Origin of the sequence: Saliphagus sp. LR7, assembly GCF_003344565.1 — an archaeon.
Classification (GTDB): Archaea; Halobacteriota; Halobacteria; order Halobacteriales; family Natrialbaceae; genus Saliphagus; species Saliphagus infecundisoli.
Window position 1 is genome coordinate 24061 of record NZ_QPND01000022.1, and the last position, 22752, is coordinate 46812.

The window sequence follows — 22752 nt, forward strand, 5'->3', positions numbered from 1 at the left end:
CGATGGCTTCCCCATCCAGGCTTCCCGAGACACCCGCGGACTCAAGTGAGCCTGAGCCAGCCGTCGAGACGGCTCGCCGGCAGCTTCAACACGCCGCTGGCCACCTCGAGATCGATCCGAATATCGTCGAGCGCCTGAAGCATCCAACGAAGGTCCATGAAGTGAGGGTCCCCATCGAGCGCGATGATGGGACCGTCGAGATGTTTACCGGGTACCGGGCCCACCATGACAGTGTCCGCGGGCCCTACAAGGGCGGGCTCAGATACCATCCCGACGTGAGCCGGGATGAGTGCGTTGGTCTCGGGATGTGGATGACCTGGAAGTGTGCGGTGATGGATCTCCCCTTCGGCGGAGCCAAAGGCGGCATCGCCGTTGATCCCAAGCAACTTAGCAGCGACGAAAAGGAGCGTCTCACCCGGCGATTCGCCGAGGAGTTGCGGAACGTCATCGGTCCGACCATCGACATCCCCGCCCCTGACATGGGCACCGATCCCCAGACGATGGCATGGCTGATGGACGCCTACTCGATGCAGGAAGGCGAAACCATCGCGGGCGTCGTCACCGGCAAGCCCCCAGTGATCGGCGGCAGCGAAGGCCGCGAGGAGGCACCAGGTCGTAGTGTTGCCATTATCACACAGTTAGTTTGTGAACACTACGATCGTCCCCTTGAGGAGACGTCCGTCGCGGTCCAAGGCTACGGCAGCGTCGGATCAAACGCTGCCCGCCTGCTCGATGAGTGGGGTGCCACGATCGTCGCGATAAGCGACGTCAATGGTGCAATGTATGACCCCGACGGAATCGACACCAAATCGGTCCCCTCTCACGACGAGGAGCCCGAAGCCGTCACCGACCACGCCGACGACGTGATCACGAACGAGGAGTTGCTCACCCTGGACGTCGACGTGCTCATCCCCGCGGCCCTGGGCAACGTCATCACGGAGGACAACGCCGATTCGGTCGCCGCCGATATCGTCGTTGAGGGCGCGAACGGCCCCACGACCTCGACGGGGGACGCGATCCTCGCCGACCGGGGCGTCCAGGTGATCCCCGACATCCTCGCGAACGCAGGCGGGGTCACAGTGAGCTATTTCGAGTGGCTTCAGGATATCAACCGGCGAGCGTGGTCCTTACAACGGGTCAACGATGAACTCGAGGCGGAGATGCGCTCGGCCTGGCAGGCTGTTCGGGCTGAGTTCGAGGACCGAGAGGTCACTTGGCGCGATGCGGCCTACATCGTCGCGCTCTCGCGAGTCGGGGAAGCCCACGAAGTCCGAGGTCTCTGGCCATAACAGAGTGGACCTCCGCCTCCAGACGATCAATTTCTGGTTGACTCGCGTAAGGTCCACGCTCGGGTAACTGTTGGATGGGGTCGGTGCGTGAGTGAAGGCCCTAAGAGATCTGTTATCGGGCTGTGGTGACGACGTAGCCGTCGAAGTTGAGGATGACTGCCTGAGCAGTGTCACCGAAGATTGCCTTTCCCGTCGGACTGCGCCGGCGTCCTAAGAGGAAAACGTAGTCACAGCCGCGCTCCTCGGCAACCTCGATGATCGCGTCGGCACGGTCGCTGTCGTCGTCGACATACCGGCCGACGGCCTCGGTCTCGACGTCCCGATCGGTGAGCAGGTCGGTGATGGCGGTCTCGGCGACCTCCTGGGCATACGTCGCCGGCTCGACGCTGTACGAGGAGCCCTCCATGTCCGCGATGGCGCCCAGCACCTCGGCATCGTTCTGGTACTCCTCCTCAGTGACGACGGTTAGAACGGTAAGAGGAACTCCCGAGAGTTCTGCGAGCTCTCCGGCTTCCTCGATGACGTCGACGACACGATCACTTGAATCGGTGACCACGAGCGGTCGATCCATATCGATTGATGAGTGGACGATTATTAGAAGGTTGGGGCGGTTCGAGCCGGGAGCTGTTAATCGTCGGCGGAGGCTGTCTCGGGCCGGTAGCTCTCGCTGATCGCCTTCCACTTGCCGGTCCGAAACCGGAGGTAATTGATGGCCGCGGGGACGGTCGTCTCTGCGAGGAACGCGAGGTAGAGCCCCCAGTAACCCAGATCGGTCGTCGCGCCGAGATAGGCAAGGGGGATCGAGCCACCGAACATCCCAATGAACTGGCTGACGAACGGAACTCGCGTATCACCGCTTGCATCGAGGGGGCCAGCCGCCGCGCCCGCAACACCCTGAAAGATAACCGCAACGCAGGCCGCGTAGACAAGACTGACCGCGATCGGGACCTCGGGACTGGTCGGGTCGTCAGCGAACAAGCCGACGATCTCGGATGCGAAAGCGGCGACGATCAGTGCCGAGACGAGGTATGTCGCGACCGAAAACCGAATGATTTCCCTGCCGTAGGCCTCCGCGACTGCATCCTCGTTAGCGCCGAGGTGCTGACCAACGAGGCTTGACGCTGCGAGGCCAAAACCCCAGCCGGGTGTATTCATTAGTCCCCAGATGCGCCGCGCGATGACGAACGCTGCGACGGTCGTCTCCCCAAAGATGTCGAGGATGCCGAGCATGGGGAACTCGGCAGCGATCCACACGAGGTTGCGTGCGCCGACCGGTGCCCCGATCTCGACCAAGCCCCTGAGGGTAGCGGAGTCAACGTAGCTCCCGAACGGGTCGATCTGAACCGGGAAGTCGCCGATCCCGGGAAACTGCCCCCGAGAGAGTCCGGCAGCGAAGGCGACCGTCACGACGACGTTCGAGAGGACTGTCCCCAATGCGGCACCAGCGACTCCCCAGCCGAACCCAAAGATGAACACGGCGTTCAAGACGATGTTCGAGACAGCGCCACCGGCCCGGAGCTGCATCGCGGTGTAGGCGTCGTCAGCACCAATGAGGACGCGCCCACCCATGATGTTCAACCCGGCGAAGGGAACCGCAAGCGCGACGATCCCCAGATACCGCGCTCCTAATTCGATTGCGCGCTCGTTGCTACTCAACAGCGAGATCAACTCGTGGGGATAGAGCCAAAAGATCGCAGTAACCGGGAGGCTGATGAGCACGACGAGCAGCGTGCTCGCTCTGACCGCCAACCCGAGTTCCTCGCGGGCGTCGGCGCCGTACCGCTGAGAGACTAAAGCGATTGTCCCGCCGGCGACGCCGCCACCAACGACGAACGCGAGCCCGTAGAACGGGCCCGCAAAACCTACGCCTGCGACCGCCGACGTGCCGACGGCGACGCCGACCATCGCGACGTCGATTGCGCTCTTGGACATCCGGGCAAGCCCGGTGACGATCCGCGGCCAGGCGAGATCGGTCGTTCGAACCGCGCGCTCGTGGTCAATCAGACCGAGACGGGCGAGCCCGAGACCGATCGCGAGGATTACGAGTCGAAGCGGGTTTGGATAACGTGACACTACGTACTCTCTTCGCTCGGCTATCCCCGCGAAAGGCTCTTCGCGACCCGGCAAGAGCCACCGGGTCGTCACGGATGAGATCGGCTTTTACTTCGAACAGATCACCGTCGATAAGGTAAATTAGAGATGGGCGACGTCTGGTTCACCAATCAGATCGAGACGAGGCCGGCATCACAATCTCGATAATGCTTCAGTGAGATCCCAGAGGAGAGTCAGTCGCGCGGCGCCGTCCAGAAGGGGGCTGAGGCTGTCGAAGTCTGCCAGATCTCAACGGACGTGGCGGTCACTGGATAGGGCTCCCGGAACTAGATCAGGAAGTCAAGACGACGAAGCGGTGATCCATAGTTTCGGAAACCCACGGCTGGCGTTATCGACCGAACGAGAATCCTTCTTTGTATTTCGAGTCCATCTCATCCCTCCAGTTTTCAAATAATTAAATGTATAATAAAATTAGATCGTGATAGAATTTTTCACACACCTCGGCAACAACCCGTGAAGCGGCCACCTGTGAGGTAGGTATGTTCGCCGGTTTTCGGAACCAGTGGTAGGAGACCTCTCAACCGATAGTAGAAAACCTTCCAACTGTTCTATGACTCCCTATAAACATGCTAAGCTCAATAAGAGCGTGTCATAGAATACGCCTCATACCCTCTACCTGCGATTATACAGCCTTCATTTCGCGTATGACCCGGTGAGTCTCGTCAGTCCTGGATTTCATTCGGATCGAGATCGTGGATAATGACTGTTGGGAACTATTGTATGACACGCTCTCAATAACGAAACGGACTTCGAGAGCGACCGCACCGCAAGATCGGCATCGTCTAGCCTGTGAACGATCGACTTTTAATCCCGCGTTCATAGGAACTGAAAGAGTGGGAAAAAACGATCGAAAGGCGGTTCCTGACAACGAACGAGAAGCGCTCTTGACTATTGCTCGTGGAGCTATCATTACATCAGGGGGGATCTCAGGACAGCGAGCACTGACAACCGGTCTCGAAATTATCCTGGCACGAGGCCTTGGACCCACAGCCTATGGCGTGTACGCGATGGCATGGAGGATTGCACAGCTTCTCTCCCGGGTTGTGACGTTCGGAAGCGTGCCCTCACTCCAACGGTACGTCCCCGGGTACAAAGATGATCCCAAGCGTCAGGCAGGCGTAGTCGGGTTAGCGTACGCCACTACAGTCCTGTTCGGTCTCGGATTGGCAGTGAGCGTCTGGGTATCAGCGACGTGGATTAACGAACTCACTGTCGATCAGCCGGCGTTCGTGCCAACAATACGTGGGTTTGGCGTCCTCGTGGTAGTGCTCGGCGTCATCATGGTTGTCTCTGGGACGTTTCGTGCGGTCGGCTCTGCCCGTGGAGAGGTGGCATTCAATAAATTGCTTCGGCCGGGGATTCGACTGGTCTGTGCGACCGCGGCCCTTTCTTTGGGATACTCGGTCGTCGGTGTCACTGAGGCGATTGTGCTTGGCATAGGAATCCTGGCTGTTCTCGCTGTTCCGATCACGATTCGTTCAACAGGAATCATGCCATCCTTGCGTGGGGCCCGAAACGAGGCTCGGCAGTTCTACAAGTATGCGGCTCCCGTGGCGATGAGCAGCCTCGGAAAGATCTTTCAAAGCCGGATCGACGTACTGCTCGTCGGAGCTCTACTGACGACGGTTGCAGCAGGCGTATACAACGCCCTCCTCGTGTTGATCGCTATCGCGTGGATACCGCTCCGATCATTCAACCAGTTGTTGCCCCCGGTGGCCTCGGATCTGTACGCAAACGACCGAATCGCGTTACTCAATACTCTCTATACGTCCGTGACGCGGTTGATTATCACGACGCTCATCCCCATTCTCGCTGTCTTTCTCGTCTACGGAGAAGAGTTTCTCACACTCTTTGGGCCGACGTACACGCAGGGGTATATCCCGTTGATTGTTTATCTCGGCGGCGTGTTCGTCGGCAGTGCCGTCGGTGCGACCGGGTGGCTCATGATGATGACTGACCATCAATATGCTCGGATGATACTTGACTGGTTTCTCGCCGTCCTCAACGTCGTATTGACGTACATATTCATTGTGCAGTTCGGACTCGTCGGTGCCGCTCTCGGGACGTCGCTAGCGATTTCCGTCCAGAACGGGATTCAGGTGCTCCTATTACGACGATTCGAGGGGCTGTGGCCGTTCGATCGAACATTTTTCACCCCCATTGCGGCTGGAGGTATCACATTGGTCGTGATGATGGGGGTTCGAATGAGTGTATCTGGCAGTTTCGCTGTGGTCATTGGAAGTGTTAGTGGACTGGTTACCTATGTGCTGGCCCTCCACATACTCGGTGTCGATCCTCGGGATCGATTGGTTGTTCGAGAACTCCTCGATCAGTACCGGGCGGTTCTATTGAATCCGCAGAGGGCGTAGGATTCACTGTTTGACCGACTGTTCGACGTTGTAGACTGCGGCGATCAGCGTGATTCCTCCGAACTGACGGTACCAGGCCCGCGCTTGTACGGCGTAGTGATTCAGCTAAGTGTTGGGTATACTTACCGTAATTTGGGCCACTTGTACGATAAATAGTGGAGCACTGGGATTTGCGTGCTTATTCGGCGAGTCGCTGAGCGAGCAATCGGGCTAGTGGAGCCTCCAGTTAATCCGTACCCAGTTAGAGATCTGATCGATTGAGCGGAACTCTTGACAGCAGAGTACTTCCCGCGTGTTTGCCGTAGGACTCGCTACGTAACCGGGTAGGAACTTACTGGAGGGTCCACTAGTGCTGCCTCGTCACGTTCGAGTGCGATCGCCGACGCGACTGCAACCGCGTCGACGATACTCTCACACTCGTACTCACTCATAACCTCCGTAAGCTGCTCAAACACCTCGTCAGGGACTGTAATCGACGTATAGCCATCCGGTGGCATGTTTCGGCCTCGAATTGTTACGGTAAATTAACACCAGTTTACCGTAAACGACCATACCCAATTCTTCTGTGAATCACTATATCGCGCTCGCGTGGCCTGTTCACGCGCGGACGTGGTACCTGCGAGCAGGACAAGCCACCCGTCTTCATTTTGGCTGATCGCGGTACCGGCAACCGCTACGTGCTCCCAGCGAAAGCCGCGGACGAATCGACGATTCGACTCCTGCTTGCTGATCGCACAAAGGAGTCGCTAACCGTCTACACCGACGGCTTTCGAGCCTACGAACCGCCGCTTGACAAAGACGACGTCTTCGACCGCGAATTCGTCGTCCACGGCGACGGTGAATACGCCAATGGAGACGTTCACGTCAATACCTGCGAGACCCGCCATAGCTTCCTTCGACAGTGGCTGGCGAAGTTCAGGGGCGTCTCGAAGCACCACCTCCAGAAATACCTCGGCTTCCTCGCACTGAAACTCAACTCACCGGATGACTGGTTTGAGAAACTACTGTGTTACGATGTATCGGGATGAGCGGCTGACGTTTTGGCTATCAACCTCGGTTCTCAACTTAGAACAAATACAGAACCTATAATAATCCTCCCATACGGCTCTTAAGCAAATGGTTCCTGAGTCGACGACACGACGCCGAATGCTCGCCCTCTCCGGGGTCGCAGCTGTCTCCGGAATCGCCGGCTGCTCCGCCTTTAGCGGTGGCGACGAGGGGGAAAATCCCAACGAAACCGACAATGAGGGTAACGATACAAACGAGACTAGCGAAACCGACGACACCAACGAGACTGACGCCGGAAACGAAACAGAAGAGGACAACAGCACGGACGAGGGCAACGAGTCCGACGACACCGAGGGCGGGTACTCACTTTCCGTAACCGTCGAGACCGGGGACGGCGATCCGATCGAGGGAGCGACCGTCTGGCTTGAGGGCGACCAGCTCGCGGATGGAGACGCTCCCGAGGAGGCAGGTGACGCCGGGAACGAGACGACTGCCAACGAGACCAGAAACGAAACGGGCGCCAACGAGACCGGATCCGGTAACGAGACGGCTTCCGGCGGAGATACGGACACTTCTGGCGAGTACGAAAGCGAAACCGGCGGCGACGGCACGGTTGAGTTCACCGGGATAGCCGACGGCGAGTACACCGTCCTCGCCAGCGCCGAGGAATACGCGGACAACCAGGAAACCATCGAAATCGACGGTGACGACGCCGAGACGACGGTCCCCCTCGAGGAAGGTGGGAGCGACCTCGCCGTTGAGACAGAGTACAACAGCCGCGAGGAGTACGCTCAACCCGGCGACTCCTTCGACGACTTCGAGGACCTCTCGGCGTGGTCGATCACGGAAGGCAACGCCGAAGAGGACACCGACGTCTCCTTTACCGGCTCCCAGAGCGTCCGAATGTATACCGAAGAGGAGGGCGCGAACATGGTCATCGAGCGCGCCCTCGAAAGCGACAACCCGGACCTAACCGATCTAGACTTCTCGATGGCTGTCCGGACGACGACCCCGAACAATATCGCCGTCGAACTCCGGTTCGTCGACGTCTACGGCAGCGCCCGAACCTATCAGCTCCGCTCGATCACGTATCGCGGAGACGATCCTGGCTGGTTCCGCATCTCTCCCGGTGTCGTCGCCGAAGACGAGTATCCTCCCGAGATGGACTTCCTCTCGACCCTCGAGGTCCGGGTCCACCATACAGGCGAGGAAGCCGAGGTCTGGGTCGACGACATCCGTACCCACGACCAACCCGATTCTGGCTACGTCATACTTAGCTGGGACGACGGGACGCGGGGGTTTTACGACGAAGCTTCACCGCTGCATGATGAGTACGGTGTCAACGCAGCCCAATCAGTCGTTCGCCAGTGGATCATCGGCGGCCGCGAGGACGTGATGACCCGCGGGGAACTCTTAGAACGCCAGGAGGCCGGCGACCAGATCGTCGGCCACGGCTCCCACCTCCGCCTTGGAGAGATGAACCCCGACGAACTTAGGGACACCATCGAAACCGACAAGCAGTTCAAGGTCAACAGCGGCTTCGAGAACGCGAACTTCCTCACATTCCCCCATAACGACTTCGACGCGACCGTTCTCGACATCGTCAGCGATTATTACTATGCTGGCGGCTTCAACCAGTCCGGAAACACCAATCTCACGGGCGTCTACGGCTTCGACCCCCTCGTCCTCCCCCGGACGATCGGGTACGACTTAGCAACTTGTAAGGAATGTGTCGATATTGCGGCCAAATACAACCAGTGTACGATCCTCAACTTCCACGACTTCGACCTCGATAACACCATCAATGGGGGTGAGTACGAGGAATTCCTCCAATACATCACCAACACCGATAACGTCGAGGTGATCACCTTCGACGACCTCTGGCAGATGCGGACCGAGAATCATTAATCGGCCAGCTCCACGCAACTGGCCCAAGCGATTTAGCTCCGGTATCGACGGCGAATAGCCCCGTGGGAAGCGTCACACAGTTGATCGCGTGATCGACCACATGATCGTCGTCATCCCGATCACGACCGTGAGGTACGATCGGATCGGCGGAGGTCATCTGGTCCGCCTCTCGAAGACCGACCCCGGAGACGCCGGTGAGACGAAACCCATTACCTCGTTAGGCCAATAGCCGAAACAAGAACCGGACCGTGGACGTACTAAGGTTCCTCGGGGTCGACGTGGCGCTGTTCTTAGTTATCGGCCTCCTCGCCGGCGCCCATTGCCTCGGGATGTGTGGCCCGCTCGTGACGATCTACTCTGACCGGATGGATCGGAACCGGAAGAACCGCGAGAGCCGCGGGGCTCACCTCACGACGTTCGAGGTCAGCCAGCATGCGCTGTTCAATCTCGGGCGGGCGGCGAGTTGCACCATTATCGGGGCCCCTTCGCACGCTCGGCGGCATACTATTCGTTACGACCGAGTCGGTGACTGCGGCGTTCGAACTGTTTCGTGGCAGCGTCGGCCTGCTCGTCGGCGGCTTCGTCATCACGACCGGGATCTACTATCTGGCCGGGCGGACCACCGGGGGGCTCTCGATTCCCAGCCTCGAACGGGTGAGCGGTTGGCTGCTCGCACACGTCGACTGCCTTGCGAACGGGCCGGGGATCGTCGCTCTCGGGGCGGTCCATGGACTGCTTCCCTGTCCCGTGCTCTATCCCGCCTATCTCTATGCGTTCACGACCGGCTCGCCAACCGGCGGCGCAATCGCCCTCGCCGCTCTCGGAGTCGGGACCATCCCGACTGTGTTCGCTTACGGACAGTCATCGAGTCCGTCGACGCCGTTCACCGCCGGCGGGTCCACCGGCTGCTCGGGATCCCCTTCGTTGCACTCGGTTACATCCTCTTTGCTCACGGATTGATGAGCATCGGAATCCATGTACCCCATCCCAGCTTCCCGTTTTACGACGGGGTCGACGTCTCCGGCATGGCCGGGGCGGTCACACCAACCACTGATAGGGTCGGTCATAACGATTTTTCGGTGATCGATCGACCCGTTCTGGCGCTCATCGGTAAAGGATTACAACCGACCCTATGAAACCACACCAAGATGACCGATTACAGAAACGCCGCCGGCTGTACGCTGTGTGAACTTCCCGTCACAGGAGGCCACGTCACTGACGACGAGGGGAACCGCTTCTATTTTACGGGCTGTCGGGACGTCCACGACGCGCTCGGGGACGTCGAGGACATCGCGGCCAAAGAGATCCGTCGCGAACGCTCGGAGGGGACCGATCGGGAGGTCCCCGACGACCACGAGGGGCCTGTCTCAAGGTCCACGAGATGCACTGTGCGACCTGTGAGGCGTTCATCGAGTCAGCCGCGACGCGACCGAGGGCATGAGCAACACCGACTCGAGCTACGTGACCGACACGGTCCGGATCGACCACGACCCCAACGTCGTCTCCGAGTCCGAGCTCCAGGAGGCGATCAGCGGACTCGGCTACACCTATTGATCAGCGTTCGGGATTACTGCTGGGAGTCGAGCCACCAAAGCGTATGAACGCGTATGCAAGCGACAGCGTTGCGAGCATCCCCGCGACGGTAGCGATTACGAGCGTCCAAGCCGCGTCGGGGACGAGCTGGATTGGGCCTTCGGCTGTCGAGCCCGCCCCGGAACTGACGGTGATGGTACCGACCATCCCGAGACTCGCGTGAGGGTCACACTGGTACTCGTACTCGCCTTCTACGTCGAACGTGGACTGGAAGGAGAAATCCCCGCTCTCCAAAGGCATATGACCCTCCCAGTTGGCTTCACCCGGCTGGGACGTCGGGTTGACGTTGTGCTGGTTTGCGGTGCCTTGCCAGGCCCATTCCACGGTCGTTCCCGGTTCGATCGCGAGTTCCTCGGGTTCGAACGCGTTGTCCACGACGTTGACCGTCTCTGTCGCTCCACCCCCACCACCGCCGGTCTCGTTGCCACCGCCTCCGGTCTTATTACCACTGTCACTTCCGTTGCCGCTCGCTTCCCCACTGCCGCCCTCGCCACCGCTCTCGTTTCCTTCCTGTTGGGCTCCGACGGGGGCCATCGCAGTCGTACCAACACCGGCACCGAGCACGCCGCTGACCGCTCTGAGCAGTTCCCGTCTGTACATACATCATCGTCCGGGCAGGATTTTCATAGGCCTTGTGCCCTTTTCGACAATCAAACCAGATCTGGGTTATACGCGTCTTCAATAGTGTCATGCATGGACCGGCGTTCCTATCTTCGCGGTACTGTGGCCGTCGGATCGATTCTTGGAGCAGGATGTCTCAGTACGTTTCGCGATTCTGGCCCGACGGTCCTCGACAAACCAGAGTGGCGACGAGCGGAGAGCGAGGCCCTCTCGTTTCCGGCGTTCGATCAGCAGCTTCCCGAGGTGACGCTCCCATCGCCGTTGCACGATCGCGAGGTGACGACGACGGAGTTCAACAGCGAGCGGCACGTCCTCGTCACGTTCGTCTTTACCCGCTGTATGGGCCCCTGTCCGGTACTCACCAGCAATTTAGCACAGGTCCAGGTGGACGCCGCCGAAAACGGGTACGAACACGAGATCGCTCTCCTTCCGATCACCTTCGATCCCCAGTTCGATACTGCCGAGCGCCTCCGGACGTTCAGTGCGGATCGAGGTGCCGATCCCGTGGCCGACAACTGGCAGTTCCTTCGCCCGCCGTCGTTCGATCGTGCGATCGACGTCGTCAACGGGATCTTCGGCGTCGGCGTCAAGAAGACCGAGACGTATGACCAGAAATCTCGAGAAGGCCACAGTGACACCCAGACAGATGGCGACCAGCAGAGTACGGAACACGATGGCAGCAACGCACCGTTCGTTCACATCGTCCTGACGCTGCTCGTCAACCGGGATGGATACGTTGAACGCGCCTACGACGGGAGCAACACGCCGACGCCGGCGGCACTCATCGACGATCTCGAGACCGTGCGGAACGGCTTCAACTAACCGTAGTTACGAATAGCCGCTGAAGAGCCCGTTTCATCTCTGGCCCATTCGAGAACGCCCACTTGGATTTATCTCGGATACTTTTACCGCGGAGTGAGTGATTGTCAGTCCGTATCTGATTGCTCTATAGCGGTTCGCTCTGAGACATCAGATAGGCGTAGTCACGACCCTACCGAGGCAGATGCCTCGGAGCTTCGCGCTGAAGCCTTGACAGCTACCGTTTAGATAATGACCCTGGAGTCCACGAGCCGTCGAAGTCATCGTGAACGAATGGTTTCGCATCAGTCCCAGCGTACGTTCCGACGACCTGTCCATCGCCTTCGAGGTAGTACTGGTACGTGGTGAGCCCTTCGAGACCAACGGGACCACGTGCGTGTATCTTCCATGAGCCACAGATTCCGCAGCAGGAAGCTCACGAGGACGAACAACAACCGAACGACTGGATCAGTCGTGCTTGTCCGTGCACGCACTTCGCGCATCGTCCGGAACGCTGTCTCAATCGCTGAGCGTTTCTGGTAGAGGGCTTCGACTTCTTTCGGCGTGCGATCGGCCAGATCGCACGCCACGTATGCCCGGACGAGCAAGCCGTGTTTTCCTCGGTTTCGCTGTTGGTAGGAGACACAGACCGCGAGCGAGAAGCGTAATTCCCGCTCGCTCCCCTCGTACATCACGTACTCCGTCCAGTAGGAAACCGTCGTGTCCAGTTTTGCGGCCATCTGTTTCCCACGGCGGATGACCGGAAGAGCGACTGGTGCAACTGCATCCAGTCGCTCGATCGACGCGCCGGCGTAGAACCCGCGGTCGACAAGGAGGGCAGCAATCTCGAACGGAAGGGCTGCGACGTGGTCGAGCAGTCGCTCGACCGCGTCGCTCTTCGGTTCGTCACTCCGGATGGGTGTGACCGCGACGATGAGCGGTTTCGCCCGACAGAGGACGAATCCAGCGAGGTAGCGATGGCACTGGGAGGTGCCATCGCGGGGTTTCGTATGGCAGAGTTCGCCAGCGTCAGCGTGTGGACAGCCGTGGTAGTGGATATCGACGAAATCGAGGCAGATGATCCTCGGCGCCGGGCCGAGGATCATCGCCGTCTGTTGGACGAAGAGGTCATTGACGAGTGCTTCCAGTTCAGCAGGCCGAACGGTGTGAAGCTGTGCAAGCGTGTAGTCGTCAGAGTACGTTCTCCGGGTAGTGTCGGTGACAGCTTTGATTGATTTCTGGTCGACAGCGGCTTGGAGGAGCGTCTCTCGGATGATCCCAGAGTCGAAGGCTGCGGCTTCGACTCCGGGAATCGGTACCTCTGCGAGCAGACCCAGCGCTAACGTTTCAAGCTCAGAGGCCGTAAGAACGGTGTCTGGATGATAGAGAAATTCCATACATCCATCCAGACGCTCTCTCAGAATGTAATCTCATCAGTCCTGACTACGTTCTGATTCGATGTGAACTACCGAGTATACACGCCGCCGACATCGGTGAGCGTTATCAACAGGTCCGCATTGAGGCCAATCGCGACCGACGAAGACAACATATCGTTATCACCGATGCGAAGTTCCTCGGTCGCAACGGCATCATTTTCATTGATGACCGGGACGATATCCCATTCGAATAATGTCTCGATGGTATTCGTGAAATTGGTGAACCGGCCAGGATTCTCGGGATCGGTCTCTGTCAGAAGGATCTGTGCAACGGTCTGGTTGAACCTCTCGAAGCTCTCCGTGTATCCCCGCATGAGTTGTGGTTGCCCAATTGTTGACAGTGCCTGTGATTCCTCGACCGTTTCGTCTGTGAGGTTGAGCAACCCATTCCCTGTCCCGACCGCTCCAGAAGACACGAGCAGGAACTGTTTTCCTTACTTTGCTGATCCCGACGGTCACCTCTGGGAAGCTACGTGTCCAGATCTCACCACAGACTAACCCAGGCCGTCTCCAATCCTCAGGAAAGATACAGCGACCGTACTCACCGATAGAGTCGATATCGACATCGCCCTTCCCGGTATCGATAAATTGTGGGACGGTCTTGACCGGTTGGATGGTCTCTCAACGGATAGAGAGGAGTGCAATTACGACTCAGAAGATAGCAATCATTCAGTGACCGTAGCCACCCCCTTCGATTGGTCCCTGAAAGACCCCATATAGGAACTTGAAGTACCATAATACCAATACTAGAACTGGGAGTCCTAGAACCGTCACGAGATTGAGCGCAAGTGGCGAGACGATGGTTCCTTCAATCGTATATCCACCTGCTGGATAGATCGTTGGGGACAGGAGGACGGCGATGAGTGATCCGAGTAATCCTGAGAGCGTTAGTGTACTTCCGAACCAGAGACGGGCGCGATCACGGTGAGCTAATAGGATGCCACCTACGCCGACCACGACTGTCAGTCCGACGATCACTGGGGTCGGCGCCGCCAAGAGCTGGTCAGGGACGCTAGCACTGTCGTCTGTGAAGGCGACGCCGAGCAATGCGACGACTGCGAGCAGGTAAGCGACCGTCGCCGCGATACCATAGCGACGCATTTCCGCACGCAACGAGCCTCGAGTCTTCATCGCTAGGAATGCCGCGCCGCTTGACACGGACAGTGAGGCCACGACGAGGCTTGTGAGTAGACTGGGGATCCCGAGCGTCCCGCTCGCGAACATCCAGCTTCCGACGAGAGCACCGAAAAGGATCGGTGCGAGCGTGCTGCCCGCCACGAAGAACCGATCACATGTACGTCGCCATTGGTCGTCGTCTCGATGTTCTCGGAGCTCGGGAGCGACTCCGCGGAAAATAAGTGCGATGACGATTGCGAGCGACAGCAGGTAGTGCTCGCTCAACAGTTGGGAGTACACTGGCGGGAACGCTGCGAGGAGTGTCGTCCCGAACGCGACGATCCAGACCTCGTTGGCGTCCCAGATCGGTCCGAACGCTGAGAGCAGCGTTTCGCGGTCGTCCTCGTCGGTCCGGGTGGCGTACAGGATCCCGATCCCAAAATCGAAGCCGTCGAGTGCGACGTACATCGTGAGACAGAAAAGCACGACGCCGAACCAGATCATCGGCAGCATGGGGTGAAGATACTGGTCCACGGGGAGAAAGGCGACCTCAGCGAAGGCGACCTCAGTCATCACTACTCACCACCGGGAGGCTCTCCCAGACGGAATCATGCCCTGACTCGTCGTCGGCGAGTCGGGTCCGTTCACCTTCGATCAACGACGCCAAGACGTAGATGAACGCCCCAATTAAGGCGAGATAGAGGACTACGAACCCGACGAGCGTTATGGTCACCTCACCAGAGGTCAACGATGTCGACACCGCCTCCTCCGTTCGAAGGGTACCCTGGATCACCCAGGGTTGGCGACCGATTTCCGTGACGTACCAGCCGGTGAGCATAGCGGCGAACCCGAGTGGGGACGCAAGCATCATCGCTTGCAGAAACCGGTCGCTCTCAGTAAGCGTTCCCCGCCAGAGAAGCTTGCCTCCCCAGAGCGCGAGGCCGATGAACAGAAAGCCCAGCCCCACCATGAATCGGAATGCCCAGAACACGAGGGCAACCGGCGGAATTTCCTCGTACTCGTTGAGACCGAGTACCTCGGCGTCAGCGTCACCACCGCTGGCGAGATACGAGCCGATTCCCGGTAAACTGATCGTCCAGAGGTTTTCCGCGCGGGGATCGAGAAGTGCGTCAGGACTCGCTGGGATCGCGATGAGATGGAGATCGGCCTGCCCGGTATCGTAGTGGGCCTCCATCGCGGCGAACTTCTGGGGCTGGGTGTCCTCGACATGGCGTGCGTAGGCGTCCCCGTGTATCGCCTGGAACGGTGCCGAAATCAGCAGGATGACGATTGCGAGCCGGAGAGCCGTCGCCCACTCGACGGCGTCCCGGTTCGACCAGAGGAAGTACGCCGAGATCCCGGCGACGCCGAGGGCGACTGCGATGACCGCTGCGTTCATCATGTGTGTAAACATCCACGGGAATCGCGGAGTCAGGAAGGCCGCGACCGGGTCTGTCAGCTGTGCGACCGTTCGCCCGTTTCGTTCGACGAGTTCGAACCCCTGGGGCGTCTGCATCCAAGCGTTGACGACGAGGATCCAAAACCCCGAGAGCCAGGCACCGACTCCGACGAGGACCGACGACAAAACGTAGGTTCGGTCGGAGACACGCTCGCGGCCGAACAATAAGACCCCAAGGAAGACAGCCTCGAGGAAGAACGCCATCTTCGCCTCGAACGCCAGTGGTCCCCCGATTAACTCGCCGGCGACCTCCGAGAAAACCGGGAAGTTCGTTCCGAACTGGAAGCTCATCGGGATGCCAGTGACCGTCCCCATGACGAACCCAATTGCGAAGATGGCTACCCAGAACTCTCGCAGTCGAGCGTAGCGCTTGCCTCCTTGGCGGACATCTTTCCATGTGAAATATATGATGAACGGCGCCAGACCGATTGAGAGCGAGGCAAAGAGGATGTGGACGCTGATCGTCCAGCCGAACTGTAGTCGACTCCCCAATTCGGGTGGGAGGAAGGTAACCACCGGGCCAAGAGCGACTCCCGTGTCGAGGACGGTCGTCGCGACTAGTGATGAGATTGAATTCATCAGTCACCAAGATCCACAAAGATGGAGCCCTTTCCCTATGAGAGATGCAGTATGAGTCGTTGCAGTAACATTCGAGATCGGTTGGTCACAACTCATTGGTGGCCCTTGGTTTTCGACCTACTAGAGAGGATATCCGATTCCCATGGTCTGGGAATCGGGAGAGGGTGGAACACTTTCTGGCCGTAATTGGTGGGCTCCCTCACAGTGGGGTGAACTGATGCTTTATCAAGAAATTCGCGTCGTATCTGTATTGTTTAGATGTGATAGTGTTGGTCGCAATCCCGCCGAGATTCCACACAACAACGTGTCAAAAACCCTGCGTATGGAATATTTATTCTGACTCCAATTCATGAATCAATATATCATCTTCATGATAAATATCGCACATATGCCGAAAAAAGATTACTAGAGAGCCTGTCCAAGAAACATTGACAGAGAACCCACATGACGTAGACCTTACCTAGTAGAAACTCCTGTATAGCGTAAGGATTCACCCGTGACGTTCGTTTTATCCGATACGATCAAGATCAGCAACACCTTCTACCAAAGAACGTCGCGGAGTGGGTCGAAGAGGATAGCCTCGAACGCTACGTTTCCGACGTTATCGATCATCTCGACAACGAGGGCCGGCTCGACCCATTCTATCCGGACAATCGGGAGGACGGCTGCGGGCGGCCGTCCTTCCATCCCGTGATGATGCTCAAAGTTCTCGTCTTCGGCTACTGCATCGGCATCCGTAGCTCCCGGAAACTCGACCGCCTCCTCGAACGCGATATCGCCTTTCGCTACCTCGCTGCGAATCAACAGCCCGACTTCCGTACGATCAGCCTCTTTCGGAAGAACCACCGCGAGGAGTTCGAGCACCTCTTCGTCGAGATCCTTCGCCTCTGCCGAGAAGCTGGCATGGCTGAGATGGGCGAAGTCGCCCTGGACGCGACGGCCGTCCAGGGCGACGCGGCCCTCGACCAAAACCGGACTCGTGAGCAGATTACCGAAGAGATCCACGACATCCTTGAGGAGGCTGCCGAGGTCGACGAAGGCGAAGACGACGAATACGGACCAGAACAACGCGGAGACGAGCTCCCGGAGGAACTCCGGGAGCAAGAGGACCGGCTGAATCGATTGCGGGAAACCAGGGACCGACTCAACGCCACCGAACAGCAGCTCAAGGAGGAGCAAGCCCAGAAGATCTGCCAGAGAGAACAGGAAGAGAAAGAATCAGGCCAGAAGAAACGTGGCCGGAAGCCCACACCTCCGGAGGAGGTGGAGCTTCCGGAGGACTCGAGGGCAAACACGACAGATCCAGCGAGTCAAACGCTCAAAACCAGCACCGGCTGGAAACAGGGCTACAACGGCCAAACAATGGTGGACTGCGACACACAGGTCATCGTCGCTCAGGAGATCACTACTGACGCAAACGACGTCCAGCAGCTCAAGCCGATGCTGGAGACTTGCGAGGAAGTGAACGGCAAGCGCCCGGAGAAGGCGCTTGCCGACGCTGGGTATTGGAGCAAAGCGAACGCGAAGTTAGCCGATGAGCAACTGGAACTGTTCATCGCGACGACCAAAGACTGGAAGCGACGGAAAGAACTCCGGGAAGCGGATCCGCCACGAGGGCGGATCCCCAAGTGGTACGGGCTGAAAGAACGCATGGAGCGAAAACTCCGGACGAAACGGGGCAAAGGCATCTACTCCAAGCGCAGCCAGAGCGTCGAGGCAGTGTTCGGTCAGCACGTCACCCGCGGCTGCGACCGATTCCTGTTACGCGGGGAGGTGGGAGCACAAGCGGAGTGGTCGTTGGTTTCGGCGACGCACAACCTGTTGAAGCTGTGGCGGTCCGGCCAGGGATCGGACAGCCACGAAGTGGCGGACGCGATCGCCGGGTGACTGGGCTCGGTTCTCTTTATTGCCGACGGGTGAATCGATCTGTCGCAGCGTGCAGCGGTATCTTCAGCTACCGTCAGGAGAACCGGTGAGGCGGAATTCTTAGACAGGCTCATATACCTCGGCTATATCCTGTAGCGTGGCTTTGTCGCTCTGCTTCATGGCCTCGCCTTCGGCCACAAAATGGAACTCGGCGGTTTCGGTCGCGAGGCTACAGCGGGGAGCGGATGTGAGGTTTCCGGTCTTTCGTGTGGTTGCTCCCGAACAGAAGTACAGCGCGTTGGTAAACCAGACGGCGAGCAAGGGCCGGGTGTGAGGCCGACCGTCCGGATGCACTGTTGCCAGCCAGTAGTAGTCTGCCTTAGCAAACTGCCTGCGTGCATCCGCCCACCCAGTCACACCCTCAGTAGTGTTTCCGAGTGACTGTGCTTCGGGTCGCTCTGTTTCAGCCATTACTGTTGGTCCTTCGCTCGCTAACTACATAATACAGCGCGACGAGCGGCTAATGCCCTTGTCCACTATCGGTAGAAACTCCTCCGTCCTCTCGCGTCTAACTTCTATCTGATTTTGGTATACGTCAGGTCGAAATCGTGCTCCCATTCAGTATCGTCCTCTGACTTCTCCCAGCTGCCAGTGATCGTATTGCCATCACCGGTAAAGGTCCCAGTAAAACGTTGTGAGAACCCCGGTGCTTCTCGCCAGAGTTCCCATTCGCCGTCGCTCAGAGTCATTTGATACGTACGGAAGACGCCGCGGGCATCCGAATAGAGCATCGTGCACTGTTCGCTTGAATCGTCTACCCCGATAATGGAGACGGTAGGAAGTGGTGAGTTTTCGGCCATTTCGGCGGGCATTTCCGACATATCCTCTGCCTCTCCGCGATACACGAGGAAGGCCCCATCCTCTATCCAATCGAACGTCGCGCGTCCACCCGGAAATGTTTGCCCGTCAATCGACAGTGCCATCTCCCATTCCCCAACGAATGCGTTTAATCGGTCGAGTCCTGGATTCGATTCAGCTGCCATCGTACGATGTACGTCTGCCAGCTGCTTAACAAGAGCTCCGGTAAAGGGCTGATGGCACTTAGGAGGCTCAGGCAACGCGAGAAATACGTTCAGGACAGGGCGAAACGTTCTGGTCGTCCTCCTTTCATCATATAACCGTTTGGGTAACTCATACGCGCCGTTCACCGTCACCAACATATATTCCGACAGTGACCTAACATAGCTATCATGAAACGACGCGCGCTCCTGATCACGAGTGTCGGTGTCCTCGGTGGTTGTCTCCAGAACGGGGCAGAAAACACGCAAGGCTCCGACGGGACTGATCAAGAGGAGGACGATAACGGAATGGATCAGGAAACCGAATCGAACGGAACCGCCGAGGAACCCGACTCGAACACCACGGATCAAGACAACACGGCAAACGGGACCGACCAAGGCGACCCAGTGAACGGATCGGACCACACTACCGAACCAATTGAGAACGAGCAGACCGCCACGTCAAACGGGACGACTCAAGACAACACGACGAACGGGTCAGCCCAAGAAGAGGAGGGAAACGGGGCTGATCAGGACGACCGCGAAACACGGACCTACGAGATAAAAGCGGAAACACCGTCCGATACCCCGATTCGGCATGAATTCGAGATCACTCAACCCGACATCCACTCGCCGGATTCGCCGCTCACGCTCACGGCTTCGATCTCGAACCGGACAGATGAAACGGTTTCGTACGCAGATAAGGGTCAAATAATCGGGTCCTACCTTGTATCTGGTGAGTTTATCTTGGTTCCAAAAGATGAACATGAATACTCGTTCGACGACGAGCAACGAATGTGGTTTTCGACAGACCTCAGATACGATGAGACAGGCATACAGGAAAAACTCCAACCGGATGGAACACGAGCCCAGGATCTTGTCATGATACGGCGACCGCTTAAAGAATTCCCAGATGAAGTTCCTATGGAGTTTAACTTTTCTACATCATTTGGGGTGGAGAAAGAATCTGATGACGCGATCACAGATTACGAGCACACAGTAGCGTTCTCCCTCGTTGCAACGCTGTAACCCCTGAAGTGGCTATCGCGTGATATCGATCTGCTTCTCTCTTAGTAAACCGCTGTAAATCTGAATATAACAGAACGGTTCGTTCGCAGTCCAAAGTAACGCGAGGTTCAGCCTCACTCGTACCGAAATTATTGCTTGAAGTCAAGCCGAGCAGGTGGTTGGGTAGCCCGCTGTGCGCGCGGAGGAGGTGGGAGCAAGAGGGTAGAGGGAGCGACGCGACGGGAGCGACCGGCCTCTTCGGTGCGGGGCGGTGGGTACTGGTGATGGTTCGAGTCCCGTTTGAGGGAGGTTTGAGAGCCGCGTTTGGGCCGTTTGGACCACATGGCAGGATAAAGCAGTACAGCACTTTTCGAGAGATCGACGGACACCGTAGGGATTTGACCACTGCACTCAACGATTCAACCACTGTAGATAGAGGGCTGACAGGAACTTCCCAGCGCGGCAACCAGGGCGGAACCGGGCCACGCCAATCTTTACGGAGGTTGTGTGGTCCCATCAGTTGAGATCCGATGTTCAAGTCCGATCGAGTCTCTGGTAATATTGTTTGGCCACCACTTATTTACGTCTGACGAGCGTCTGACGATGAGGATGGATTGGGAGAGAAATCACACAATATGGACCACTACAATCGGCGTGAAGCGGCAGACAAGATGCTGAGTATCCTCGCACAACGGAATTGCCGCTCCACGTTGCTGTGTTTTCAGGGGACGACAGAAAACGTGATATCAGTACGCGATCTCGCAGCCAGGATCTCTCCAGAGGGGGATTCAGACGAAACAGCTGTCCGTCTTCAGCATTCGACGCTTCCACGGCTCGAAGATGCTGGGCTCGTCGAGCACGATTCCAGGAGCGATACGGTTCGATATCATGGGGATCAGAGGGTAGAGGAGTTATTGGATGCGGTCACTGATTGTTTCCCGAGGGAAGCGGAGGTTTGTGAAGTGGGTCCGTGAGTTGGGAATACAAGTTTAATCACAGGAGATCCGGCAAGGGAAAGCCAGAGGCTTTTCGTGTATGTTGACTGATGGGAGTCTATGCAGGACGAGATCTTTCGAGTTTTGTCAAAGCCCCATCGACAGCAGATAATAACCGCTGTTAACGAGCATGATGGCCCCATTGGCCTCAGTACCGTTGGAGAAGCGACTATCATGGACGCTGACACCTGGAGAACCATCAGATGCTGCTGGTCCATAACCATCTCCCGAAGCTGGACGACTACGGGATCATTCAGTGGGACCACAAGAGCCGAACAGTTACAGAAGGAGAGTGGTTTGGGGTGGCGAGATCGCTACTCAATCCAGTACCTAACGACAGCTGTGAGAAATTGTCGATTGTGTCGAGTCATGTGGGTCCATAAGTCGAGACGAGTTGCTTAATCTCAAAACCCACTGTATATTTATAGAGTGGTCTGAAGTGCGCCGGGGGGATTCGTCTTGAGGCAGAAAATCTACTTAATCCTACTTCCGCGGTTGAGTAAATCGTCGTTTTGAGGTCGTTTTTGCGTGTTATAGAGGGAGTCCCTCCGAAGCGTCTGTGCCGTTTCAGCGGTGGTAGGTTACCAGGTCGGCAGCCCGATGAAGCGCGTCCATCGGTGATATCTTCCCGGTTTGTCAATCAAAACCGGCAGGCTGCACCGCTCCCAGAGAAATCATGCTCCTCGTTCAGATTAAACCGCGGAAGTCGGATTAACCGAATACGGATGGATAGATGGGCTGTGCCCTGGCACGGACTCTCCGGCGGGCGGTTCCCCCACCACACCGCCCGCTCATGCTCTTACTAGCCTCGGCGGCGTCCCGACTGACCGCGCGCTCCTCGACAGTCAACTTTGGTTCGATCTAACCATCAAGCCTACAATCCCTCACGAAAGCGATCCGATTGCACGGCTTGGGTTCCGTTGCCCCCGGGCCGTGCTCTGTATGTATTCGGGCGGGCGGTTCTTGCCACCGGACCGCCCCGCTCGTGCCCTCGATTGATCGTGAGCAGCGGCAGTATCCAAAAAACGTCGCCCCGGTAGGGAATGGGGCGAGACGACGAATACGTTGTGCAATGGCCGACCCCGTGATTTACGAGGCCGACAAATTCCACATTTCTCTCGGCCATTAGTTATGCTCTCCGAACCAGAAAGCAGTAGTGAGTTACCACTGAATACCACCAAATCCGACCTTAGACGCCACTGCGTATTACCGAAGCTGGACACAGTAGAATTGGACCCCAGTCTGAGTAAGCTCAACCCGCCTGAGTCATTATTTCACGGGATGAGAAGCTGATTCTCGCGTTACCTTGGCCTGCGGACCCAACCTTCAATACAATTGCCATCTCTTTCAGGGTATATGGCAATTAGCCAAAATATGGTATTGGTTGAGAAGGTTGGCCTGATCCTCAGTCTCAGTCGATCACACCAGTGACCGCACGAATGCATCGAGAACATGCTGAACCGGTCTGATCCGTGTTCGGATAGTGTCGAGGAATTGGCAAAGACGATGATCAGCACTGGACAGTCGCTGTCGGCGG

Annotated in this window: 15 protein-coding genes and 7 pseudogenes; 11 read left to right on the plus strand and 11 right to left on the minus strand. The window is 57.8% G+C overall.

Going from position 1 to position 22752, the window contains the following annotated elements; translation table 11 throughout:
- Nucleotides 1-2: 2 nt before the first annotated feature.
- A complete protein-coding gene (gdhB, locus tag DVH23_RS19580; protein ID WP_114579081.1) occupies nt 3-1289 on the plus strand; it encodes a glutamate dehydrogenase GdhB in 1287 nt (428 codons plus the stop codon).
- Between the two features lie 112 nt (nt 1290-1401).
- On the opposite strand, the gene DVH23_RS19585 is transcribed toward gdhB, so the two are convergent.
- Both DVH23_RS19585 and DVH23_RS19590 read right to left on the minus strand, forming a co-directional pair.
- Nucleotides 1402-1860 carry a universal stress protein gene (locus DVH23_RS19585; RefSeq protein WP_114579082.1) on the minus strand — a complete coding sequence of 153 codons (459 nt, stop codon included), beginning with the start codon at nt 1858-1860 and terminating at the stop codon, nt 1402-1404.
- A 56-nt stretch (nt 1861-1916) separates the two neighbouring features.
- Nucleotides 1917-3362: an MATE family efflux transporter gene (locus DVH23_RS19590; RefSeq protein ID WP_114579083.1), complete on the minus strand. Its 1446-nt coding sequence runs from the start codon at nt 3360-3362 to the stop codon at nt 1917-1919.
- 872 nt (nt 3363-4234) lie between these two features.
- Here DVH23_RS19590 and DVH23_RS19595 point away from each other — a divergent pair.
- Complete coding sequence (locus DVH23_RS19595) at nt 4235-5770, plus strand: lipopolysaccharide biosynthesis protein (protein ID WP_232833841.1); 1536 nt, start codon at nt 4235-4237, stop codon at nt 5768-5770.
- Between the two features lie 311 nt (nt 5771-6081).
- Here the strand turns inward: DVH23_RS19595 and DVH23_RS19605 are convergent, their stop codons facing one another.
- The gene (locus tag DVH23_RS19605; protein ID WP_114579084.1) at nt 6082-6267 is read right to left on the minus strand and encodes a hypothetical protein; all 186 of its coding nucleotides are present in this window, start codon (nt 6265-6267) and stop codon (nt 6082-6084) included.
- Between the two features lie 81 nt (nt 6268-6348).
- Here DVH23_RS19605 and DVH23_RS19610 point away from each other — a divergent pair.
- The 5 genes and pseudogenes from DVH23_RS19610 to DVH23_RS24730 form a co-directional block, all read left to right on the plus strand.
- Nucleotides 6349-6798, plus strand: a pseudogene (locus DVH23_RS19610) (IS1595 family transposase); the annotation flags it as partial.
- A gap of 88 nt (nt 6799-6886) precedes the next feature.
- Nucleotides 6887-8686 (plus strand): polysaccharide deacetylase family protein, encoded by a 1800-nt coding sequence (locus tag DVH23_RS19615; protein WP_232833842.1) that lies wholly within the window; start codon nt 6887-6889, stop codon nt 8684-8686.
- Between the two features lie 100 nt (nt 8687-8786).
- On the plus strand, nt 8787-8915 hold the full coding sequence (locus DVH23_RS25070; RefSeq protein ID WP_255565289.1) for a hypothetical protein: 129 nt from the start codon (nt 8787-8789) through the stop codon (nt 8913-8915).
- Nucleotides 8916-8934: 19 nt separating this feature from the next.
- Nucleotides 8935-9740, plus strand: a pseudogene (locus DVH23_RS19620) (sulfite exporter TauE/SafE family protein).
- 94 nt (nt 9741-9834) lie between these two features.
- A pseudogene (locus tag DVH23_RS24730) lies at nt 9835-10234 on the plus strand (cation transporter); the annotation flags it as partial.
- Nucleotides 10235-10240: 6 nt separating this feature from the next.
- On the opposite strand, the gene DVH23_RS19630 reads toward DVH23_RS24730, so the two are convergent.
- Nucleotides 10241-10879 carry a plastocyanin/azurin family copper-binding protein gene (locus DVH23_RS19630; RefSeq protein WP_114579085.1) on the minus strand — a complete coding sequence of 213 codons (639 nt, stop codon included), beginning with the start codon at nt 10877-10879 and terminating at the stop codon, nt 10241-10243.
- A gap of 93 nt (nt 10880-10972) precedes the next feature.
- On the opposite strand from DVH23_RS19630, the gene DVH23_RS19635 reads away from it, so the two are divergent.
- The gene (locus DVH23_RS19635; RefSeq protein ID WP_114579086.1) at nt 10973-11722 is read left to right on the plus strand and encodes an SCO family protein; all 750 of its coding nucleotides are present in this window, start codon (nt 10973-10975) and stop codon (nt 11720-11722) included.
- Between the two features lie 214 nt (nt 11723-11936).
- Here DVH23_RS19635 and DVH23_RS25160 read toward each other — a convergent pair.
- The 5 genes and pseudogenes from DVH23_RS25160 to DVH23_RS19660 all read right to left on the minus strand — a co-directional run.
- Nucleotides 11937-12104 (minus strand): annotated as a pseudogene (locus DVH23_RS25160) (gamma-glutamyl-phosphate reductase); the annotation flags it as partial.
- A 13-nt stretch (nt 12105-12117) separates the two neighbouring features.
- Nucleotides 12118-13095, minus strand: a pseudogene (locus DVH23_RS19645) (ISH3 family transposase); the annotation flags it as partial.
- Nucleotides 13096-13169: 74 nt separating this feature from the next.
- Nucleotides 13170-13568 (minus strand): annotated as a pseudogene (locus DVH23_RS19650) (glutamate 5-kinase); the annotation flags it as partial.
- Between the two features lie 235 nt (nt 13569-13803).
- On the minus strand, nt 13804-14823 hold the full coding sequence (locus tag DVH23_RS19655; RefSeq protein WP_114579088.1) for a cytochrome d ubiquinol oxidase subunit II: 1020 nt from the start codon (nt 14821-14823) through the stop codon (nt 13804-13806).
- Nucleotides 14816-16288 carry a cytochrome ubiquinol oxidase subunit I gene (locus DVH23_RS19660; RefSeq protein WP_198668020.1) on the minus strand — a complete coding sequence of 491 codons (1473 nt, stop codon included), beginning with the start codon at nt 16286-16288 and terminating at the stop codon, nt 14816-14818. Before DVH23_RS19660 ends, DVH23_RS19655 begins: the two co-directional genes overlap by 8 nt.
- Nucleotides 16289-16984: 696 nt before the next feature.
- Between DVH23_RS19660 and DVH23_RS25320 the strand changes: the two are divergent.
- Together DVH23_RS25320 and DVH23_RS19665 are read left to right on the plus strand one after the other, a co-directional pair.
- A pseudogene (locus tag DVH23_RS25320) lies at nt 16985-17107 on the plus strand (transposase); the annotation flags it as partial.
- Nucleotides 17108-17191: 84 nt separating this feature from the next.
- On the plus strand, nt 17192-18175 hold the full coding sequence (locus DVH23_RS19665; RefSeq protein WP_232833845.1) for a transposase: 984 nt from the start codon (nt 17192-17194) through the stop codon (nt 18173-18175).
- 99 nt (nt 18176-18274) lie between these two features.
- Here DVH23_RS19665 and DVH23_RS19670 read toward each other — a convergent pair whose 3' ends face one another.
- Together DVH23_RS19670 and DVH23_RS19675 are read right to left on the minus strand one after the other, a co-directional pair.
- Nucleotides 18275-18625 (minus strand): pyridoxamine 5'-phosphate oxidase family protein, encoded by a 351-nt coding sequence (locus DVH23_RS19670; protein ID WP_114579090.1) that lies wholly within the window; start codon nt 18623-18625, stop codon nt 18275-18277.
- Nucleotides 18626-18729: 104 nt separating this feature from the next.
- Nucleotides 18730-19197 carry a hypothetical protein gene (locus DVH23_RS19675; RefSeq protein ID WP_157972514.1) on the minus strand — a complete coding sequence of 156 codons (468 nt, stop codon included), beginning with the start codon at nt 19195-19197 and terminating at the stop codon, nt 18730-18732.
- A 207-nt stretch (nt 19198-19404) separates the two neighbouring features.
- Here DVH23_RS19675 and DVH23_RS19680 point away from each other — a divergent pair, with 207 nt between their 5' ends.
- A complete protein-coding gene (locus DVH23_RS19680; RefSeq protein ID WP_114579092.1) occupies nt 19405-20241 on the plus strand; it encodes a hypothetical protein in 837 nt (278 codons plus the stop codon).
- Nucleotides 20242-22752: the final 2511 nt, after the last annotated feature.